The sequence below is a fragment of the Providencia sp. PROV130 genome (assembly GCF_028482225.1).
Taxonomy (GTDB): Bacteria; Pseudomonadota; Gammaproteobacteria; order Enterobacterales; family Enterobacteriaceae; genus Providencia; species Providencia rettgeri.
Window position 1 is genome coordinate 47,272 of record NZ_JAMPQC010000028.1, and the last position, 16,799, is coordinate 64,070.

A 16,799-nucleotide genomic window follows, 5' to 3' on the forward strand; every position below is an offset into this window, starting at 1 on the left:
CTACATTTTAAAACGGTAAGTCGTTGTCATTGATCCAGATAACGAATGTGCACGACGTGAGTGCCCATCATATAATTTTGGCGTTGTGTAGTCGTTTTCTTGCTGGTGGTGCCAACCCAGACCGCCACTTAATGACACGGATAGATTCTCAGTTGGTTTCCAATAGCTAAACAGACCAAATTGACCTTGTTTTAATCTTTCACCTTCATATTTAAATTCTGAATAGTTGGTACGGGCACCAACAGACAGTTCTTTGCTAATACGATATTCAGCCGCCATTGCAATCATGGTTTCGCCATCACGTACGTAGTCGATATCTGCATAAGCTGGGGAGTTAAAACGGCCACGCGTGTTACCAATTGGGTTACGCGCAAATTGCCCGACACCGTTCGCTTTTTTCGCTTGGGTGTAAGTTAAGCCTGTGCTTAGCGTCCAAGGCGATTCAGGGATACGCCATTCTGCCGTTCCTGCATAGTGCCAAGCACGTTTATCAAAGTTACGTTTTCCTTTGGCATCATTTTTCTCAGTGCGCTTACCGTCACTACCATATTCATGGTTATAAATCTGCGTACCTAAAGTGACATCTGAAGTCAGTTTATATTTCGCTTCTAAACCTTGTTGACGGAATAAATCATCGGCTTGACCATAGAAATAATAAACTTTCAATGGCTTAGTATTGTAGTTAATTCCACCCGTGATGACATGATTAACATTGTGTCGAACACCGTTAGCATCAGTAAAATACATGGCATCAATATTTGGGCTATCACGACGCATAACTTTTTTATCGAGATATAATAAATCCAAACTCCAATCACTGATCGCAGTATTCGTGTAGTAACCGCTATAGCTGTTCAATGATAAACGCTGTGAATTCGTGAAAATACCCGTATTTTTCAGTGTAAACCAACCTGCTTTGGCATTAAATTTCACTGGCTCAAGGTCTAGTTTCACTTTTGCATAACGTTGACCAATTTTGTTGTACCCTTTCGCATGGCCATCATCATTATATAAAATTGCACGGGAGGCGAAGTCTTTACTTGCGCCTAACTTGATACCACCATAATAGGAAGCGTCAAAACCAATGACATCAGCGAAATAACCTGATTTGAAATCCGCTTGAAAGTTTTGACCCCAAGCATTCGCAACTTGTTTTCTATAACGGTTTTCGTCTTTATCAAAACGGTTTTCTGTTTTTAAGTATTTCCACATGTTACGGGTTGACAGCTCTAGCTCCGAATCCGCAATGAATGAATTTTCCTTGATAGAATCTTCCCAGTTACTGGCATTTGCCATTGCTACAGCTAAATAGCAAGGAGAAAGCATTAATAACGCAATATTTTTAACTTTCATTGGAATTAACCTAGTTAATGATTATTTGAATTAATTTTATGCTGTGCCATGTTTCCATGAACAACAAAACACCATTTTTATTTTTAGCTTAATAAAATAATTTTACTTAAGGACAAGCAGATACATCCATTTCAAACACATAAGTCATTTTTTAAAAAATTTAATACAGTATTCGTCTGCATTTGTGTTTACTTATTTCTATGAATAGAGGTATCCCTTATAGGGATCACATAAATATATTATTTAATCGATAATGACATGATACCCACATCACGCGTTTATTTAGCTTAAGGTTTAAGTGATGACGCTGCACTTACCCATTAAAAAATAATTATCACTCTATTTCTTATCCATTTTTTTATGACAAAAGATACCCCCGAGAAATAATCATCTCAAATAAATTTAAATATTTAACTTAAAATACAACTACTAAATTGCTGTTTTTTTAATTGATTACTTATCACTCTAAATTGTCATAAATCTTTCATAATACGAATGCTATCGTAATTTTATGTCAATTAAAACGATCGCTGTCACAACACGTTACATCAGTTGCATTAAACTACCTATCAATAGTGATATTGATCACGATTTGTCTTGAGGGGTTCTTAAGGTATAGCTCTTTCATTTGGATAGGATTTAATAAGTAATTCATTTATATCTGATTAAAACACAGATTTAAATGGATATTTGTAATCAGCTTGATACATACAAAGACTCATGAATAAAATATAACCTAATAAAATTTCACATATAAATACATATTGCTGATAGGTGTATAACCAATCCATGAATGTTTTATTTAATTCCTCATAGAAGAAAACATTATTCCCCACCATTCAATTTCAATTAAGTAACATTTGACTAAATGATAAGCATGATTTAGTGATTAAATGCCTTTAACTCATCTTATGTTTCATTTATTTAAATTTATCTTAACTTTTGAAGGTGAGCGATTTCATTATTAAAAGTATCATAATCATATTTAACAACCCCAATCAAATAAAAAATAGACCATAATTCAAATTTCTAGTCATTTGTTTTAAATAAACTCAAAATTCAATTAACAACAAATATAATCATCAATATTTTCATTTTTTTATTTCAATAAACAATTTTCAAAATGATTATTTTAATAAAAGATTCTCTAGTTATTTTTAATAGTAAAATAAGTGTTAATTCACTTTATCTAAAGTAATTTAAAATAACATTGAGATTAACTGTGCAAATATGAATAAAGTTACGGGTAACTTTTACTACGAGCAATACTTTTATTATTCTATTATGCATAATCATAAGCTTTGTGATATGCATTGATACAAAAAAGAAAGGCCAGTAAATAAAATACTGGCCTTTTAGATATCATTGAAATTATTCGCGATGTTCTTGCCAACGTAAGTGTAAGTCAACCAGTTGACGATGACTTTCTTTCCAACGCCCAACTGCTTGTAATTCTGTTAAGCTATATTGTCGACCACTATGATATAGCTTAGAAGCTTGGCTATCATGTTGTTTTGGTAAATTATCTAAAACACTGACTGCACCTTCACGGTTATTACAGACTAAAATCATGTCACACCCAGCATTCAATGAAGCCTGTGCTCTCTCGGGATAACTTCCCATAATAGCCGCACCTTCCATCGATAAATCATCAGAGAAAATAACCCCCTGAAACCCAAGTTGCTCTCTCAATACTGATTTTAACCAAAATGGCGAGCCACTCGCCGGACGATCATCAGCTTGTGTATAAATAACATGGGCAGGCATAACCGCATCGAGTAGCTCTCGTTGAATAAAATCTTTAAATATCAACATGTCTTTACCACGGATCTTCTCTAAAGCGCGGTCATCGCGTGGTGTTTCTTTGTGTGAGTCAGCTTTCACGGCGCCATGACCAGGAAAGTGTTTTCCTGTTGTTTTCATTCCCGCACTGCGCATGCCTTTAATAAAACGCTCCGCCATGACCATCGCAATTTCAGGGTCTTCGTGGAATGAGCGTTCGCCTATCGCAATACTTTGATGGCCAAGATCCAGAACAGGTGCGAAACTGATATCAATATCCATGGCTATCATCTCTGATGCCATTAACCAGCCCGCTTCTTCAGCAAGCTTGGCACCATCCATTTCACTATTAAGCGCGGCAAATGCCTGAGCTGAAGGCAATGCCGTAAAACCATCACGGAAACGTTGTACTCGACCACCTTCTTGGTCAACGGCTATCAGCAACCGATGTCTTGATGCATCACGAATTTGGCGAACAAGCTCTCGTAATTGCGCTGCATCATGAAAGTTACGGGTAAATAATATTAACCCGCCCACGGATGGGTGAGCTAATATTTCGCGCTCTTCGTTGTCCAATTCATAACCCTGAACATCTAGCATTATAGGGCCCATAACATGCCTCACTTATTCAACTAATTATCTCAATTCGATACTGTTTTCTGATAGCTTTCAGCCATCAACCTAATAAACCAAAATATTGTCGTAATGACTGTGAGTGTAACAAAAAGTCAGATGACTGGCTTTCATTCCACTGCACTTCATACCACATTAATGTCATATATTTTACCCAAGGTGCCCATGATTGACAGCTTTTCGCCAATTGCTGTTTGTCACGATAAGCACCGTGAATATCACAATATTGCGTCAAGAAAAAATCTCTCTGAATGTCAGTCAGACCATTAAATTGAAAATAGGTTTCTAAAGAAAAAGCGATATCTGTATTGGCTGCATATTCCCAATCCAATAGCATTAACTGCCCTGTTGCTGTGTGAACAATATTTTTTGCATGAATATCCATATGGGCAGGTGCCAGTTTCAACGTTTTGGGAAAAGCATCAGAGGTAAAATGACGATGTAATTTTTTCCAGCGAGGCGAAAACCTTTTTTTATCAATCAAATAGCCATAATGTGATATTTCATCGCGTAGCTGTAAATGATACCCCAGCAGTGGAGTACGATGTAATTGTGTGACTATATTTGCAAGCTCGCACTGAAAACTCGGTAACAGAAAATTATTATTATCAGGGTGTTGCCCTTCACACCACCCTAATAATAACCATTGCGCATTTCGACCAATCACTTTAGGAGTAAATGAATAAGCACGTAATTGCTGTAATACCCGCGCTTCTTTCTTTCGGTCAACGTACAAAGCAGTTTGTGCATTTCCATCAGCGCGCGCGATAAGCTTTATTTCACTACCAGATAAGGGACATTGCAGCAAAAAGCTTCCACCTGATAGCCCGGTTAGCGAAGATATTTTCCAATCATGTACAGGGATTGTCGGAAAACACAACGCTAACAGCCGAAAAAGCGACTGCGGGTTACTCAATATTGTGCTTTCCCGTCCAAATAATTTCACCTGTTTGCACTTCCATCAATTGCATTTCAAGGCTTCTTTCTTTGTTGGAACCTGACATCACGCTGTAGATCACATACTCTGCTTGAACATAGCGCCCTAACCCTATCGCTTTGCTGCGGGTTACTAAGCTATCTTCTTGTGATAAACCGAGTGTTTTACGTGCAGAACTTACCACACTGGCAGGAACAACTTTAAAGCGATTCGTATTTTCAACCGCGGTTGTCATGACTGATGTCACAGCCTGTACAGGTAGTGAGCCGTTCGTATTATTTTTCACTGAGTCAACTAACAATACTTTGCCACTTTCTACCCCATCCGCACTCACCATTTGATTAACTAAAGGCGTAATGGAAGCTGACCAATCTATTGTTTGTTGTTTTGGTGGAGTTGGCACAACATCAACGGGTGGTGGAGTCACTTCCGGTTGTTTTTCAGGCTCTACGGGCACTATCGGGGGTTGTGTACCTGGTTGTTGAGGTGGATATGAAGGGCACCCAGCCAAAATTAATGTCGCGGCAGCAACCATTAAGATGCGTTTCATTATTATTCTCCGGCCTTTGGCGATAAAAATACATGAACACGTACATTTGTTGCACGTGGAGAGGAAGTCACGGCACGAACTTTCACAACAGAATTCGCTGCAATTTGCTGATGCATAATATTTGAAGTGTCTACTTTTAACCCTTGCTGATCATACCAATATAAACGATAAGCAATGTTCACCACTTCAGATTGTGAATTACTCATATTGATCGTGGCGATAGTTTGGTGATTTTCATTACCTATCACTGGGTTTTCGACAATGACTCCTTGTGCAAGTACTGCAGGCTCCATAATGATGCGCTGTTGCTCATTAAAAGCCAGTCCTTGTGTCTTTTTAAATACGCAACCACTTAGCAACACGGTTACTAAAGCAAGTAATGCAATACGGTTCATTGTCGACCCCTATACCTTATTATTTCGCCAATAGGGGGCCTAATGGGCGACCACCCACTAGATGCATGTGGATATGAAACACTTCTTGACCTGAATGTTCATTACAGTTCATGATTAAACGGTAACCATTCTCTGCAATACCTTCTTCTTTAGCAATTTTAGCCGCTACAGTAAACAAACGGCCTAACGCAAGTTCATCATCCACAGTAACATCATTAACAGTCGGAATTAATTTATTTGGAATGATAAGAATGTGTGATGGTGCTTGTGGTGAAATGTCACGAAATGCCGTGACAAGTTCATCTTGGTAAACTACGTCTGCCGGGATCTCGCGACGGATAATTTTACTGAAAATCGTTTCTTCTGCCATTTCAATTTCCTTAGTCATTTAATCGTTCTTGTGAACTAATTTATACGTTATTTGTACCAACATTTAAATGAAACAAACGATTGAAGTTTTGCGTCGTAATTTCAGCGAGCTGCTCAACACTAACGCCCTTCAGCACGGCCATGTATTCAATAACATCCCGAACGTACGCGGGTTGGTTTTCCCTACCACGATGAGGAACAGGAGCCAAGTATGGCGAGTCGGTTTCAACTAAAATGCGATCTAAAGGAACAACTCGGGCGGCTTCTCTAATTTGTTCCGCATTGCGAAATGTGACGATCCCTGAAAAAGAGATATACATACCCAAATCGAGCAGTTCCACAGCCGTATCTTTATCTTCAGTAAAGCAGTGCAATACCCCGCCACAATCCATCACGTTTTCTTCACGTAAAATAGATAACGTATCTTCTCGTGCCGCACGAGTATGCACAATAACCGGTTTGTTCACTTCACGACCGATACGAATGTGCTGACGAAAAGACTCTTGTTGTAGTGCCGCGTTTTCTTGCTGGTAATAGTAATCCAGCCCGGTTTCTCCTAGCGCAACGACTTCGTTTCCTGCCGCTAATTGTGCTAGTCGTGCAAAATCATATCCCTCATCTAAATTGAGAGGATGAATACCACATGAAAAAGCGATATTGTCACGCAGGCCAATCAATTTCTTCATGCTTTCAAAACCGTGCAACGTCGTTGCAACTGCTAACATGTAGCGAACATCACGAGCCGAGGCCTTTGCGATGACATCATCGACATTCGTGTGTAACTTTTCATAATCTAAACAGTCGAGATGACAGTGTGAATCAACAACAAACATATTTAACTCTTTTTAAAATGTAGGGACAGCCAATGAAGCTTCCCATTGTAATAATTGATTTGCCAGAATCAGTTCCTGATTCAATGCAGGAACTGTCAGTAATTGATGACGGCAATATAACCATTTATCATACATATTTATTAACTGAGTACGATTCATAGCGCCGGCTAATTGTAGGACTTGAGACTGCTGATCTTGGTTGATGCAAAAAGCCCCAGCACCTTGTTGAATTTTAATGGCATCCGCAAATAAGCTGAGTAACCAATTTAAGGCATCCGGCACCTCATCGATATTCAAACTAGGCAGCAAACTCAACATATCACCCGTTTGCAATGCATGGCTTAAACTATGGCATAGTGCATTACGTTTTTGCCAACGTTGTTCGTCCAATAAAGCTAACGCAGAAACCGGGGCGCCTTGGCATATTTTTAATGCCGTTATCGCATTTTCAGTAGCAATACCTGGTTTTTGCTTTTGCAGCCAATAGAGTGCTATTTGTAGATCAGGTGCGGGTAAGAAATGGCTTAGACAACGGCTACGAATGGTTGCAAGCAAATCCTCTTGTTTATCACTTCCTAATAAAAAATAAGTGTCTTTTGCTGGCTCTTCCAATGTTTTCAATAACGCATTAGCTGCCGCATCTGTCAATGCCTCAACATGTGGAATATACACCACTTTATTACCACTTTGTTGGGCATGACGACTCAAGGTTTCAATTAATTTCCTAACCGCATCGACACTAACAGTAGACTTTCCTTTCTCTACCTCAAGAATATGATAATCAGGATGATTGCCTGCAAGCATCAAACGGCAACTGTGGCATTGCCCACAGCTTTTTAGCCCGTCTCTTTCTTGGCAAATAAGCCAACGACTAATTCCATAGCATAGCGCTTGCGCACCATTTCCCGGCATTGAATGAAGCAGTAACGCGTGGTGGCCTCGACCGCTTTGGTACGCAGTAATGATTTGTCGGTAAGGTTCATTTAACCAAGGATACCAATTCATGGGATTAATACCTTATGTGGTTTATCAAGCACACGTTAGCCATCCGGTCAGCGTTTGGCGAATATCATGCTGTACTTGCTCAATGTTTTGGCTTGCATCAATCGTGAGTATCGTTTCATCACCCGCGGCCAGCTCAAGATAACGGCGGCGTGTTCTTTCGAAAAATGCTAACGACTCTTTTTCAATTCTATCTAATTCACCTCGAGATCTTGCTCGCTGTAAACCTAATTCAGGTGGTAAATCAAGGTATAACGTTAATGAAGGCTTGAAATCGCCCAACACTAAGTCACGTAATGATTGCATCAAATGACGGTCAATTTCACGTCCGCCGCCTTGATAAGCTTGGGAAGATAAATCATGACGGTCACCGACCACCCATTTGCCCGCCGCTAATGCAGGTCGAATCACTGTTTCAACTAGTTGTACACGGGCAGCATAAAGCATGAGCAATTCAGCCTTATCAGTGACTTTATCACCCGCAATACCTTGCTTTACGAGCTCGCGTAATTTTTCTGCCAGTGGGGTGCCCCCAGGCTCACGAGTGAAAACAATATCCGTGATCCCAGCTTGGTTCAACGTTTCTACAACCGTGTTGATTGCTGTCGTTTTACCAGCGCCTTCAAGACCTTCAATAACAATAAATTGGTTTTTCATTTTTATCAGTTTTGCTGTTCAAATTGGCGGTAAACTTTAACGGCACGATTGTGGTCGTTTAAATTACGACTAAAAGTATGCCCACCTTTACCATCTGCGACAAAGAATATGTAATCGGTTTTAGCTGGATGTGCTGCTGCCTTTAACGATGCAAGGCTTGGCATTGCAATCGGTGTTGGTGGCAAGCCATCAATCTTATAAGTATTGTACGGAGTATAATTATCTAAATCACTACGATAAATTTTACCGCGATACTTGTCGCCTAACCCATAGATGACGGTTGGGTCGGTTTGCAAGCGCATATTTTTCTTTAGTCGATTAACAAACACGGAAGCAACTTGGGCCCTTTCACTATCAACACCGGTTTCTTTTTCAATAATCGAAGCCATAATAAGCATTTCATAGGCATTTTTATAGGGTAAATCCCTATCTCGCCCTTTCCACTCTTCATCAAGGCTGTTTTGCATACGTTTATAAGCACGTTTCAGGATTTCAGCGTCTGTTGTTCCCGCCGTGTATAAATAGGTATCAGGATACAACCACCCTTCTAAAGTGCCTTCCCCGTTAAACCCAATAAGCGCATGCAGTTCTGTCGGGGTTAAGTTGGTGGTTTTATGCTCTAAATAATGCGCATCTCGTAAAATATTACCCCAATCATTCAAACGATTACCTTCAATAAAACGGATTGAAAACTGAGCTTCTTTACCACTCACAATTAATTGTAGGAGCTGTTCAACATTCATCCCCGGCTGCAGGCGGTAAGTTCCCGCTTTTAGCTGAGCCAGTTCAGGACGTAGTTTGAGCAACCATTGGAATTCATTCCCTTTTTCAAGAATTTTATCTTCAATAAGTAACCCTTCAAATGCAACACGCCCCGTTCCTGCAGGCACTGTGAAGATTTTTTCTTGTGTGATGCTGATAGGCGTTTTGGCATAGTTCAATACTTGACGGTATTGCCAATAGACCGCGACAGCAACAATAGCAGCCAAGGTCACGGCGATAAGAATGATTTTTTTGGCTAATTTCATTTATTGACCATTTCAATGCGTGTGTTGGTAATAATTAATTCATTTATAAAAACTAAATTTTGCAACGCAAAAATAAATACTCAAACAACTCACGGGACGCAAATTGCAATGGTGGACACTGTTGACTCATTTGAATACTTTGTACCGGTAAAACTGGCATCAATGCATTACAAATAATCACTTCATCACAATGAGTTAACACGTTAGCAAAGCGTTCGACCTGTTGAAGATGGTACTGGCTATCCTCTAGTAGTGATATTATCTTTTGTCTCATTAATCCATTTACCCCACTATGAGATAAAACTGGGGTGTATACTGTTTGCCCAACTCGCCAAAAAACATTTGCACTACAGCATTCAACAATAATACCGTCGGTATCTAGCACAATCGCTTCATCTGCATCAAGTTCATCAACCTCTTGCTTAATAAGGACTTGTTCTAGACGGTTGAGGTGTTTCATTCCTGCTAGCAATGGGTTGCGAGCTAACGGAATTTGACTAAGAACGAGGCGTGCCCCTTTACACTGCAGTTGAACATAATTATTCGGAAAAGGAGAAACGCTGACTATCACCGTCGGCGAGGTAAAACCTTTAATGCTATATCCTCTACCGCCTGCACCACGACTTAGAATGACTTTAATCACAAACTCGTCTTGAGTTTGCTCTGCACAAATCTGCTTTAGTTGCTCCGCTAAGCTTCCCCAATCTGGCTGTGCAATTTTTAATCTTTGGCTATCATGCTGTAACCGGGCAATGTGCTCATTTAACATTTTAGCTTGCTGATTAACGCCATGTATGGTCGTAAAGCAGCCGTCCCCAAAAGAGACTGCGCGATCGGTAACACTTATTTGCTGGCAAAGTTGCCCATTAACCCAATATGACATTGATAATACTTATAATAAAAGCTGATAAATCAGACATTAATCAAGTGGGATTATCATAAACTAAAGCGAAGAACTGTGCAAAGAACTGGACAAAATAAAGCCCCAGCCACATTACGTGACTAGGGCTAATTAATAACGGTAATAGATTAATTATTCGCCGCGATAACGACGGAAAATTAATGAACCGTTGGTGCCACCGAAACCAAATGAGTTACACAGAGCGAATTCCATATTCTCAACTTTACGTGCTTCACCTGGGACAAAGTCCAGTTTGCACGCTTCATCTGGGTTATCCAGATTAATGGTTGGCGGAACAATCTGATCGCACAATGACAAAATGGTAAAAATTGACTCAATAGCACCCGCAGCACCAAGTAAGTGGCCTGTCATTGATTTGGTTGAGCTGACTAATACATCTGTGCCTTCACCAAATACATTAACAACCGCTTGTGCTTCTGCCAAATCACCGGCAGGAGTTGAAGTACCGTGAGCATTGATATACCCCACGTCACTGGCTTTAATGCCTGCATCTTTCAGTGCATTTTCCATCGCAAGTGCAGCACCCGCACCATTTTCAGGTGGTGATGTCATATGATAAGCATCACTGCTCATCCCAAACCCTGCAATTTCAGCATAAATTTTTGCACCGCGCGCTTTCGCATGTTCATATTCTTCAAGAATAATAATACCTGCGCCATCTCCCAGAACAAAACCATCACGGTCTTTATCCCATGGGCGACTTGCCGCTTGCGGGTCATCGTTGCGAGTCGATAATGCACGCGCTGCACCAAAACCGGCCACACCGAGTGGTGTAGTCGCTTTTTCAGCACCGCCTGCAACCATTACATCGGCGTCACCGTAAGCAATCATACGTGCTGCATGGCCAATATTATGCACACCTGATGTACAGGCTGTTGCAATTGAAATACTTGGGCCACGAAAACCGTACATAATGCTTAAATGACCAGCCACCATATTAATGATGGTCGATGGTACGAAGAATGGGCTTACCTTGCGAGGTCCACCGTGCAGTAATGACTCACAGTTGTCCTGAATTAAGCCTAACCCACCAATACCAGAACCAATCGCTGCACCAATTCGAGTAGCATTGGCTTCTGTTACTTCCAATCCAGCATCTTTAAAGGCTTGAAAGCCAGCGGCGATACCATATTGGATAAATGGGTCCATTTTCTTAGCATCTTTACGGGAGATGCCAAATTCTTCGTAATTGAAATCTTTTACTAAGCCAGCAAATTTAGTTGCGTGGTTAGTAGTATCAAAATGATCGATTAGGCTGATACCACTCTGTCCGTCACAAACAGCTTTCCATGATGACTCAACTGTGTTGCCGACAGGAGATAACATGCCTAGTCCGGTTACGACTACACGACGCTTAGACACGTATTTCCTCCAAGGAGGGAAAAGTTACAAAAGAAACATAGGCGATCGAGTGATCGCCTAGATAAGTTTTCGTACGATTATTTAGATGCGTTCTCGACGTAGTCAATCGCAGCCTGTACTGTTGTGATCTTTTCAGCTTCTTCGTCAGGGATTTCGCAATCGAACTCTTCTTCCAGAGCCATAACCAGCTCAACTGTGTCAAGAGAATCAGCGCCCAAGTCATCAACAAATGAAGCTGTATTTACAACTTCTTCCTCTTTAACACCCAGTTGTTCAACGATGATTTTCTTAACGCGTTCTTCGATAGTGCTCATACTATTAAAATTCCTATCAAAACTCGCTTTCGCGATGGTTTTCGTAGTTTATGAAATACAGGAAAAGATACAACCCAATCCCGGCTGTTGGAACTACTATTTTGCATTATTTAGCGTTGGATAACATTAAAAATGCAAATAGTTCCATCATTTCTTTAGATCATGTACATGCCACCATTGACATGCAATGTTTCACCTGTGATGTAAGCAGCTTCATCAGAAGCTAAAAACGCTACAGCACTGGCAATTTCTTGTGCATCACCCAGTCTATCCGCAGGAACCTGAGATAAAATGCCTGCACGCTGTTCATCTGTCAATGCTTTAGTCATATCAGTTTCGATAAAACCAGGTGCAACGACGTTGACAGTGATACCACGAGAAGCGACTTCACGAGCCAATGATTTACTAAAACCAATTAACCCTGCTTTCGCTGCTGCATAGTTAGTTTGCCCCGCATTTCCCATCACACCAACAACGGATGCAATTGAAATAATACGTCCACAACGTTTTTTCATCATGGCACGCAAAACGGATTTAGACAAACGGTAAACGGATGAAAGATTGGTGTCAATAATATCTTGCCATTCATCTTCTTTCATACGCATCAATAGGTTATCACGAGTGATACCTGCATTATTAATCAAAATATCAATTTCACCAAATTCTTCGCGAATCTTGGTCAAAGTTTCTTCGATTGATGCTGCATCAGTCACGTTTAACGCTAAACCTTTACCTTTACCATCGAGATAAGCGGTAATGGCTTCTGCGCCTTTTTCGCTAGTTGCTGTTCCGATAACGGTAGCACCACGAGCGATTAATGTTAAAGCAATAGCTTTACCAATCCCACGGCTCGCGCCTGTTACCAGTGCAATTTTTCCTTCAAAGCTCATGTCGTCCTCAGCTATTTTCTAAAGCAGTGCTTAATGATACAGGATCATTGACTGCGACGGCAGTTAAATTAGAGACAATTCGCTTGGTAAGACCAGTCAATACTTTTCCTGGACCTACTTCAATAAGATGTTCAACACCTTGATCTGCCATTAATTCTACTGTTTCCGTCCAGCGTACTGGATTATACAGTTGACGGACTAAAGCATCACGAATATTTTGTGCCGACTTCTCAATTTTAACATCAACATTGTTAATAACTGGATAGCCTGGCTCACAAAAATCAATTTTTTCTAACGCTTCGGCTAATTTATCAGCAGCAGGCTTCATTAATGCACAATGAGACGGGACGCTAACGGATAATGGCAACGCGCGTTTAGCACCCGCTTCTTTACATGCGATACCCGCACGTTCGACTGCTGCTTTTTCACCCGCAATCACAACTTGACCCGGTGAGTTAAAATTAACGGGTGAAACAACTTGGCCTTGAGAAGCTTCTTGGCAGGCTTTTTCAATTGATTCGTTATCTAAACCAATAATGGCATACATCGCACCAGTGCCTTCAGGAACAGCTTCTTGCATGAGTTTTCCACGCAATTCAACCAGTTTAATCGCTTGTTTAAAATCGATAACACCCGCACAGACTAAAGCAGAATATTCACCAAGGCTGTGACCTGCCATAATTGTCGGCATCGCGCCATTTTGGTCTTTCCAAACACGGAAAATAGCCACAGAAGCTGCCAATAAAGCAGGCTGCGTTTGCCATGTTTTGTTTAATTCTTCTTCTGGCCCATTTTGTACTAACGCCCAGAGATCGTAACCCAATGCTTCCGATGCTTCAGCGAATGTTTGCTCAACCAGCTGATTTTCTTCAGCTAATGCCGCTAACATCCCTAAAGACTGAGAACCCTGTCCGGGAAATACCATAGCAAATTGTGTCATGTCTATTTTCTCAGTTAATTAAAAACGAACCAATGCAGAGCCCCAAGTGAAACCGCCACCGAAGGCTTCTAACAGCACAAGTTGACCACGCTGAATACGACCATCGCGCACCGCTTCATCCAACGCTGTAGGAACTGATGCTGCTGAAGTATTACCGTGACGGTCTAATGTGACAACGACTTTATCCATTGTCATATCTAATTTTTTCGCCGTCGCAGAGATAATTCTTAAATTTGCCTGATGTGGAACCAACCAATCAAGTTCTTCTTTGGCAATACCGCTTTGTGCCAGTGTCTCATCAACAATATGTGCTAATTCGCGCACTGCAACTTTAAATACTTCGTTACCTGTCATCGTTAAATATGCAGGGTCTTCAGAACAACGGCTACGATTAGGTAATGTGAGTAAATCCCCATAACGGCCATCAGCATGTAAATGCGTCGAAATAATACCCGGCTCTTCAGATTCGCCGATAACAACAGCCCCTGCTGCATCACCAAATAAAATAATCGTGCCACGGTCTGCTGGGTCTAATGTTTTAGACAAAGCATCAGCACCAATAATTAATGCTTTTTTGGTCATACCCGTTTTGACGAATTGATCAGCAATACTAATCGCATAGGTAAAACCTGCACATGCGGCTGCGACATCAAATGCCGCGCAATCTTGAATACCAAGCATCTGTTGAATTTGGCAAGCCGCGCTAGGAAAAGCGTGAGTTGCTGATGTGGTTGCAACGATAATCAAACCAATGTCAGTTGCATCGACTTGCGCCATGTCTAACGCATTTTTGGCAGCATGAAAACCCATCACTGAGACACTTTCATCTTCGTTAGCAATTCTTCTTTCATGTATACCAGTGCGTGTCACAATCCACTCATCAGAAGTATCAACCATTTTTTCCAGATCAGCATTGGTACGTACTTGTGCTGGTAAGTAGCTGCCTGTTCCTAAGATTTTACTGTACATAGCCATAGGTTATTGATCACTCCTGGGTAAAACAATATTTAGTCGCGCTGTTATTCTTTCTGGGACTTGTTTTTCAACAGCTTGTACTGCGCGGTCAATAGCCGCTTTGAAAGCGCCTTCATTCGCTGCACCATGACTCTTGATGACAATACCTTTTAATCCTAACAGAGTCGCACCGTTATACTGGTCGGGGTTCATGTCCCCAAAACGTTTCATTAAACGTTTTTTTAACCATTTTTTCGCCAGTTGCATAAACCAACTGCTTTTTTTATGTTGATCACCGGTCGATTTTATCAATGAAAGGATGACGCGTATTACGCCTTCCATCGTCTTCAATGAGACATTACCTGCGAAGCCGTCACACACTAACACATCGGTTTTACCTGTCAGTAATTCGTTACCTTCTACATAACCAATGTAATTAATTGATGACGTTTCTTTTAATACTGAGGCGGCTTCGCGGATATTATCCAGACCTTTACTCTCTTCTTCGCCAATATTCAGTAACGCGACTCTCGGTTTAGAAATGTTAACCACTTCTTCGGCCATCACGGAACCCATTACTGCAAATTGGACTAGCATATCACTACTACAGTTAACATTAGCGCCTAAATCTAGCACAACTGTTTGGCTTTTTTGCTGATTAGGTAAGATGGTCATTAGCGCTGGGCGCTCAATCCCCTCTATAGATTTTAGCATTAATTTTGCTAGTCCCATCAGCGCACCCGTATTCCCTGCACTCACGCACGCTTGTGCCTGCCCTGTCTTCACTAACTCTAAGGCCACTCGCATCGAGGTTCCTTTGCTTTGTCTTATCGCATTTGATGGTTTTGCATCGTTTGCGATAACGCCGTCCGCAGGAATAATTTCGACACGCGAAATTTGCTCAGCACTTTGATGTGCAAGCAAAGGTTGAATGGCTTCGGGTTGACCGACAAGCAGTAATTTGAGTGCTGGATTAGATGCCAGTGCCTGCAATGCAGCAGGCACCGTGACGCGGGGACCAACATCCCCGCCCATAGCATCTAACGCAATGGTTAGATTAGCCAAGGTAACAACAAATTACTTGTTGATAACCTTACGGCCACGGTAGTAACCATCTGCTGTCACATGGTGACGCAGGTGAGTTTCACCGGAAGTTTTATCTACAGAAACTAGGGTAGCAGTCAGTGCATCATGTGAACGACGCATACCGCGTTTTGAACGAGTTGGTTTATTCTGTTGTACGGCCATTGACCTTACTCCTTAAGTACTTTTCTTTAAACTGGCTAATACGGCAAATGGGTTTGGTTTTTCTGCCTCGGGAGGCAGTTCACCAAACACCATGTCCGCTACGGACACTTCACAGTGTTCAGAATCATGAACCGGAACCACTGGTAAGGATAGAATTATTTCATCTTCTATCATTCCCAGCAAATCTATTTCACCAAATTCATCAATTTGAATCGGTTCGTAGAGCTCCGGTAATGCTTCGGCCTTTTCGTCATTGACGACAGGACTAAAACAATACGATACGTAGGCATGATGCTTGAAATTTTTTCCGCAACGTTGGCATTGGAGGGTAAGATCCACATCGGATTTCCCTTCGATAACCGTAAGACGTTGTTTATCAATATTAAATGATAATTCGGTTTCTACATCACTGTCTACACTGACTACTGATTCTGCAAGACGTGCAACTTGCTCAGGTGTATAACTCCCGACATAGTCGAGGTTTTTCTGAGCTGCACGCTGCGCATCGATAGTCAGGGGTAATTTTACCTTTTGCATAAGGCGCGCATATTAACTTTGTAATGAGCTATAGTCAAAGAAAAAGGCGGGGTAAACTCGCCTTTTCACCAAAAAATCGCAGGTTTTGCGTTT

19 protein-coding genes are annotated in these 16,799 nt (G+C 41.1%); all 19 read right to left on the reverse strand.

Annotated elements, in window-relative coordinates; translation table 11 throughout:
- The 19 genes from PSF28_RS18555 to yceD all read right to left on the reverse strand — a co-directional run bounded on the left by PSF28_RS18555 (position 1) and on the right by yceD (position 16,706).
- Positions 1-1,353: an OprD family outer membrane porin gene (locus PSF28_RS18555; RefSeq protein WP_210837779.1), complete on the reverse strand. Its 1,353-nt coding sequence runs from the start codon at positions 1,351-1,353 to the stop codon at positions 1-3.
- 1,371 nt (positions 1,354-2,724) lie between these two features.
- Complete coding sequence (nagZ, locus tag PSF28_RS18560; RefSeq protein ID WP_210836215.1) at positions 2,725-3,747, reverse strand: beta-N-acetylhexosaminidase; 1,023 nt, start codon at positions 3,745-3,747, stop codon at positions 2,725-2,727.
- A 64-nt stretch (positions 3,748-3,811) separates the two neighbouring features.
- On the reverse strand, positions 3,812-4,714 hold the full coding sequence (locus PSF28_RS18565) for a phosphotransferase (protein ID WP_272664688.1): 903 nt from the start codon (positions 4,712-4,714) through the stop codon (positions 3,812-3,814).
- Complete coding sequence (gene lpoB / locus PSF28_RS18570; protein ID WP_004911798.1) at positions 4,677-5,255, reverse strand: penicillin-binding protein activator LpoB; 579 nt, start codon at positions 5,253-5,255, stop codon at positions 4,677-4,679. The genes PSF28_RS18565 and lpoB overlap by 38 nt, the downstream gene beginning before the upstream one ends.
- A gap of 2 nt (positions 5,256-5,257) precedes the next feature.
- Positions 5,258-5,650: a YcfL family protein gene (locus PSF28_RS18575; protein WP_210836217.1), complete on the reverse strand. Its 393-nt coding sequence runs from the start codon at positions 5,648-5,650 to the stop codon at positions 5,258-5,260.
- Between the two features lie 19 nt (positions 5,651-5,669).
- The gene (hinT, locus tag PSF28_RS18580) at positions 5,670-6,020 is read right to left on the reverse strand and encodes a purine nucleoside phosphoramidase (RefSeq protein WP_036957623.1); all 351 of its coding nucleotides are present in this window, start codon (positions 6,018-6,020) and stop codon (positions 5,670-5,672) included.
- A gap of 40 nt (positions 6,021-6,060) precedes the next feature.
- Entirely contained in the window at positions 6,061-6,852 is a 792-nt protein-coding gene (locus PSF28_RS18585; protein WP_210836220.1) for a metal-dependent hydrolase, read from the reverse strand.
- Between the two features lie 12 nt (positions 6,853-6,864).
- Positions 6,865-7,857, reverse strand: a complete 993-nt coding sequence (gene holB / locus PSF28_RS18590) for a DNA polymerase III subunit delta' (RefSeq protein ID WP_210836221.1) — start codon at positions 7,855-7,857, stop codon at positions 6,865-6,867.
- A gap of 24 nt (positions 7,858-7,881) precedes the next feature.
- Complete coding sequence (gene tmk, locus PSF28_RS18595; protein ID WP_272685465.1) at positions 7,882-8,511, reverse strand: dTMP kinase; 630 nt, start codon at positions 8,509-8,511, stop codon at positions 7,882-7,884.
- Between the two features lie 5 nt (positions 8,512-8,516).
- Positions 8,517-9,539 carry an endolytic transglycosylase MltG gene (gene mltG, locus PSF28_RS18600; RefSeq protein ID WP_210836223.1) on the reverse strand — a complete coding sequence of 341 codons (1,023 nt, stop codon included), beginning with the start codon at positions 9,537-9,539 and terminating at the stop codon, positions 8,517-8,519.
- A gap of 52 nt (positions 9,540-9,591) precedes the next feature.
- Positions 9,592-10,422, reverse strand: coding sequence for an aminodeoxychorismate lyase (gene pabC, locus PSF28_RS18605; protein ID WP_210836225.1), 831 nt, complete (start codon positions 10,420-10,422; stop codon positions 9,592-9,594).
- A 150-nt stretch (positions 10,423-10,572) separates the two neighbouring features.
- Positions 10,573-11,823 (reverse strand): beta-ketoacyl-ACP synthase II, encoded by a 1,251-nt coding sequence (gene fabF / locus PSF28_RS18610; protein ID WP_210836226.1) that lies wholly within the window; start codon positions 11,821-11,823, stop codon positions 10,573-10,575.
- Between the two features lie 77 nt (positions 11,824-11,900).
- Positions 11,901-12,137 (reverse strand): acyl carrier protein, encoded by a 237-nt coding sequence (gene acpP, locus PSF28_RS18615; RefSeq protein ID WP_004253236.1) that lies wholly within the window; start codon positions 12,135-12,137, stop codon positions 11,901-11,903.
- 155 nt (positions 12,138-12,292) lie between these two features.
- Positions 12,293-13,027: a 3-oxoacyl-ACP reductase FabG gene (fabG, locus tag PSF28_RS18620; RefSeq protein ID WP_004253233.1), complete on the reverse strand. Its 735-nt coding sequence runs from the start codon at positions 13,025-13,027 to the stop codon at positions 12,293-12,295.
- Between the two features lie 7 nt (positions 13,028-13,034).
- Positions 13,035-13,967: an ACP S-malonyltransferase gene (gene fabD, locus PSF28_RS18625; protein WP_210836229.1), complete on the reverse strand. Its 933-nt coding sequence runs from the start codon at positions 13,965-13,967 to the stop codon at positions 13,035-13,037.
- 18 nt (positions 13,968-13,985) lie between these two features.
- The gene (locus tag PSF28_RS18630; RefSeq protein WP_210836289.1) at positions 13,986-14,936 is read right to left on the reverse strand and encodes a beta-ketoacyl-ACP synthase III; all 951 of its coding nucleotides are present in this window, start codon (positions 14,934-14,936) and stop codon (positions 13,986-13,988) included.
- A gap of 9 nt (positions 14,937-14,945) precedes the next feature.
- Positions 14,946-15,986, reverse strand: a complete 1,041-nt coding sequence (gene plsX / locus PSF28_RS18635; RefSeq protein ID WP_210836231.1) for a phosphate acyltransferase PlsX — start codon at positions 15,984-15,986, stop codon at positions 14,946-14,948.
- 12 nt (positions 15,987-15,998) lie between these two features.
- Positions 15,999-16,169 carry a 50S ribosomal protein L32 gene (gene rpmF / locus PSF28_RS18640; RefSeq protein WP_004253223.1) on the reverse strand — a complete coding sequence of 57 codons (171 nt, stop codon included), beginning with the start codon at positions 16,167-16,169 and terminating at the stop codon, positions 15,999-16,001.
- 12 nt (positions 16,170-16,181) lie between these two features.
- A complete protein-coding gene (gene yceD / locus PSF28_RS18645) occupies positions 16,182-16,706 on the reverse strand; it encodes a 23S rRNA accumulation protein YceD (protein WP_210836234.1) in 525 nt (174 codons plus the stop codon).
- Positions 16,707-16,799 lie beyond the last annotated feature (93 nt).

What these genes read in the sequence shown, in the direction of transcription:
- fabD (WP_210836229.1), bottom strand. Translation starts at nt 13,967, where the DNA reads ATGACACAATTTGCTATGGTATTTCCCGGACAGGGTTCTCAGTCTTTA.
- PSF28_RS18630 (WP_210836289.1), bottom strand. Translation starts at nt 14,936, where the DNA reads ATGTACAGTAAAATCTTAGGAACAGGCAGCTACTTACCAGCACAAGTA.
- PSF28_RS18585 (WP_210836220.1), bottom strand. Translation starts at nt 6,852, where the DNA reads ATGTTTGTTGTTGATTCACACTGTCATCTCGACTGTTTAGATTATGAA.
- pabC (WP_210836225.1), bottom strand. Translation starts at nt 10,422, where the DNA reads ATGTCATATTGGGTTAATGGGCAACTTTGCCAGCAAATAAGTGTTACC.
- PSF28_RS18575 (WP_210836217.1), bottom strand. Translation starts at nt 5,650, where the DNA reads ATGAACCGTATTGCATTACTTGCTTTAGTAACCGTGTTGCTAAGTGGT.
- hinT (WP_036957623.1), bottom strand. Translation starts at nt 6,020, where the DNA reads ATGGCAGAAGAAACGATTTTCAGTAAAATTATCCGTCGCGAGATCCCG.
- rpmF (WP_004253223.1), bottom strand. Translation starts at nt 16,169, where the DNA reads ATGGCCGTACAACAGAATAAACCAACTCGTTCAAAACGCGGTATGCGT.
- tmk (WP_272685465.1), bottom strand. Translation starts at nt 8,511, where the DNA reads ATGAAAAACCAATTTATTGTTATTGAAGGTCTTGAAGGCGCTGGTAAA.
- holB (WP_210836221.1), bottom strand. Translation starts at nt 7,857, where the DNA reads ATGAATTGGTATCCTTGGTTAAATGAACCTTACCGACAAATCATTACT.
- yceD (WP_210836234.1), bottom strand. Translation starts at nt 16,706, where the DNA reads ATGCAAAAGGTAAAATTACCCCTGACTATCGATGCGCAGCGTGCAGCT.
- PSF28_RS18555 (WP_210837779.1), bottom strand. Translation starts at nt 1,353, where the DNA reads ATGAAAGTTAAAAATATTGCGTTATTAATGCTTTCTCCTTGCTATTTA.
- lpoB (WP_004911798.1), bottom strand. Translation starts at nt 5,255, where the DNA reads ATGAAACGCATCTTAATGGTTGCTGCCGCGACATTAATTTTGGCTGGG.
- fabG (WP_004253233.1), bottom strand. Translation starts at nt 13,027, where the DNA reads ATGAGCTTTGAAGGAAAAATTGCACTGGTAACAGGCGCGAGCCGTGGG.
- acpP (WP_004253236.1), bottom strand. Translation starts at nt 12,137, where the DNA reads ATGAGCACTATCGAAGAACGCGTTAAGAAAATCATCGTTGAACAACTG.
- nagZ (WP_210836215.1), bottom strand. Translation starts at nt 3,747, where the DNA reads ATGGGCCCTATAATGCTAGATGTTCAGGGTTATGAATTGGACAACGAA.
- mltG (WP_210836223.1), bottom strand. Translation starts at nt 9,539, where the DNA reads ATGAAATTAGCCAAAAAAATCATTCTTATCGCCGTGACCTTGGCTGCT.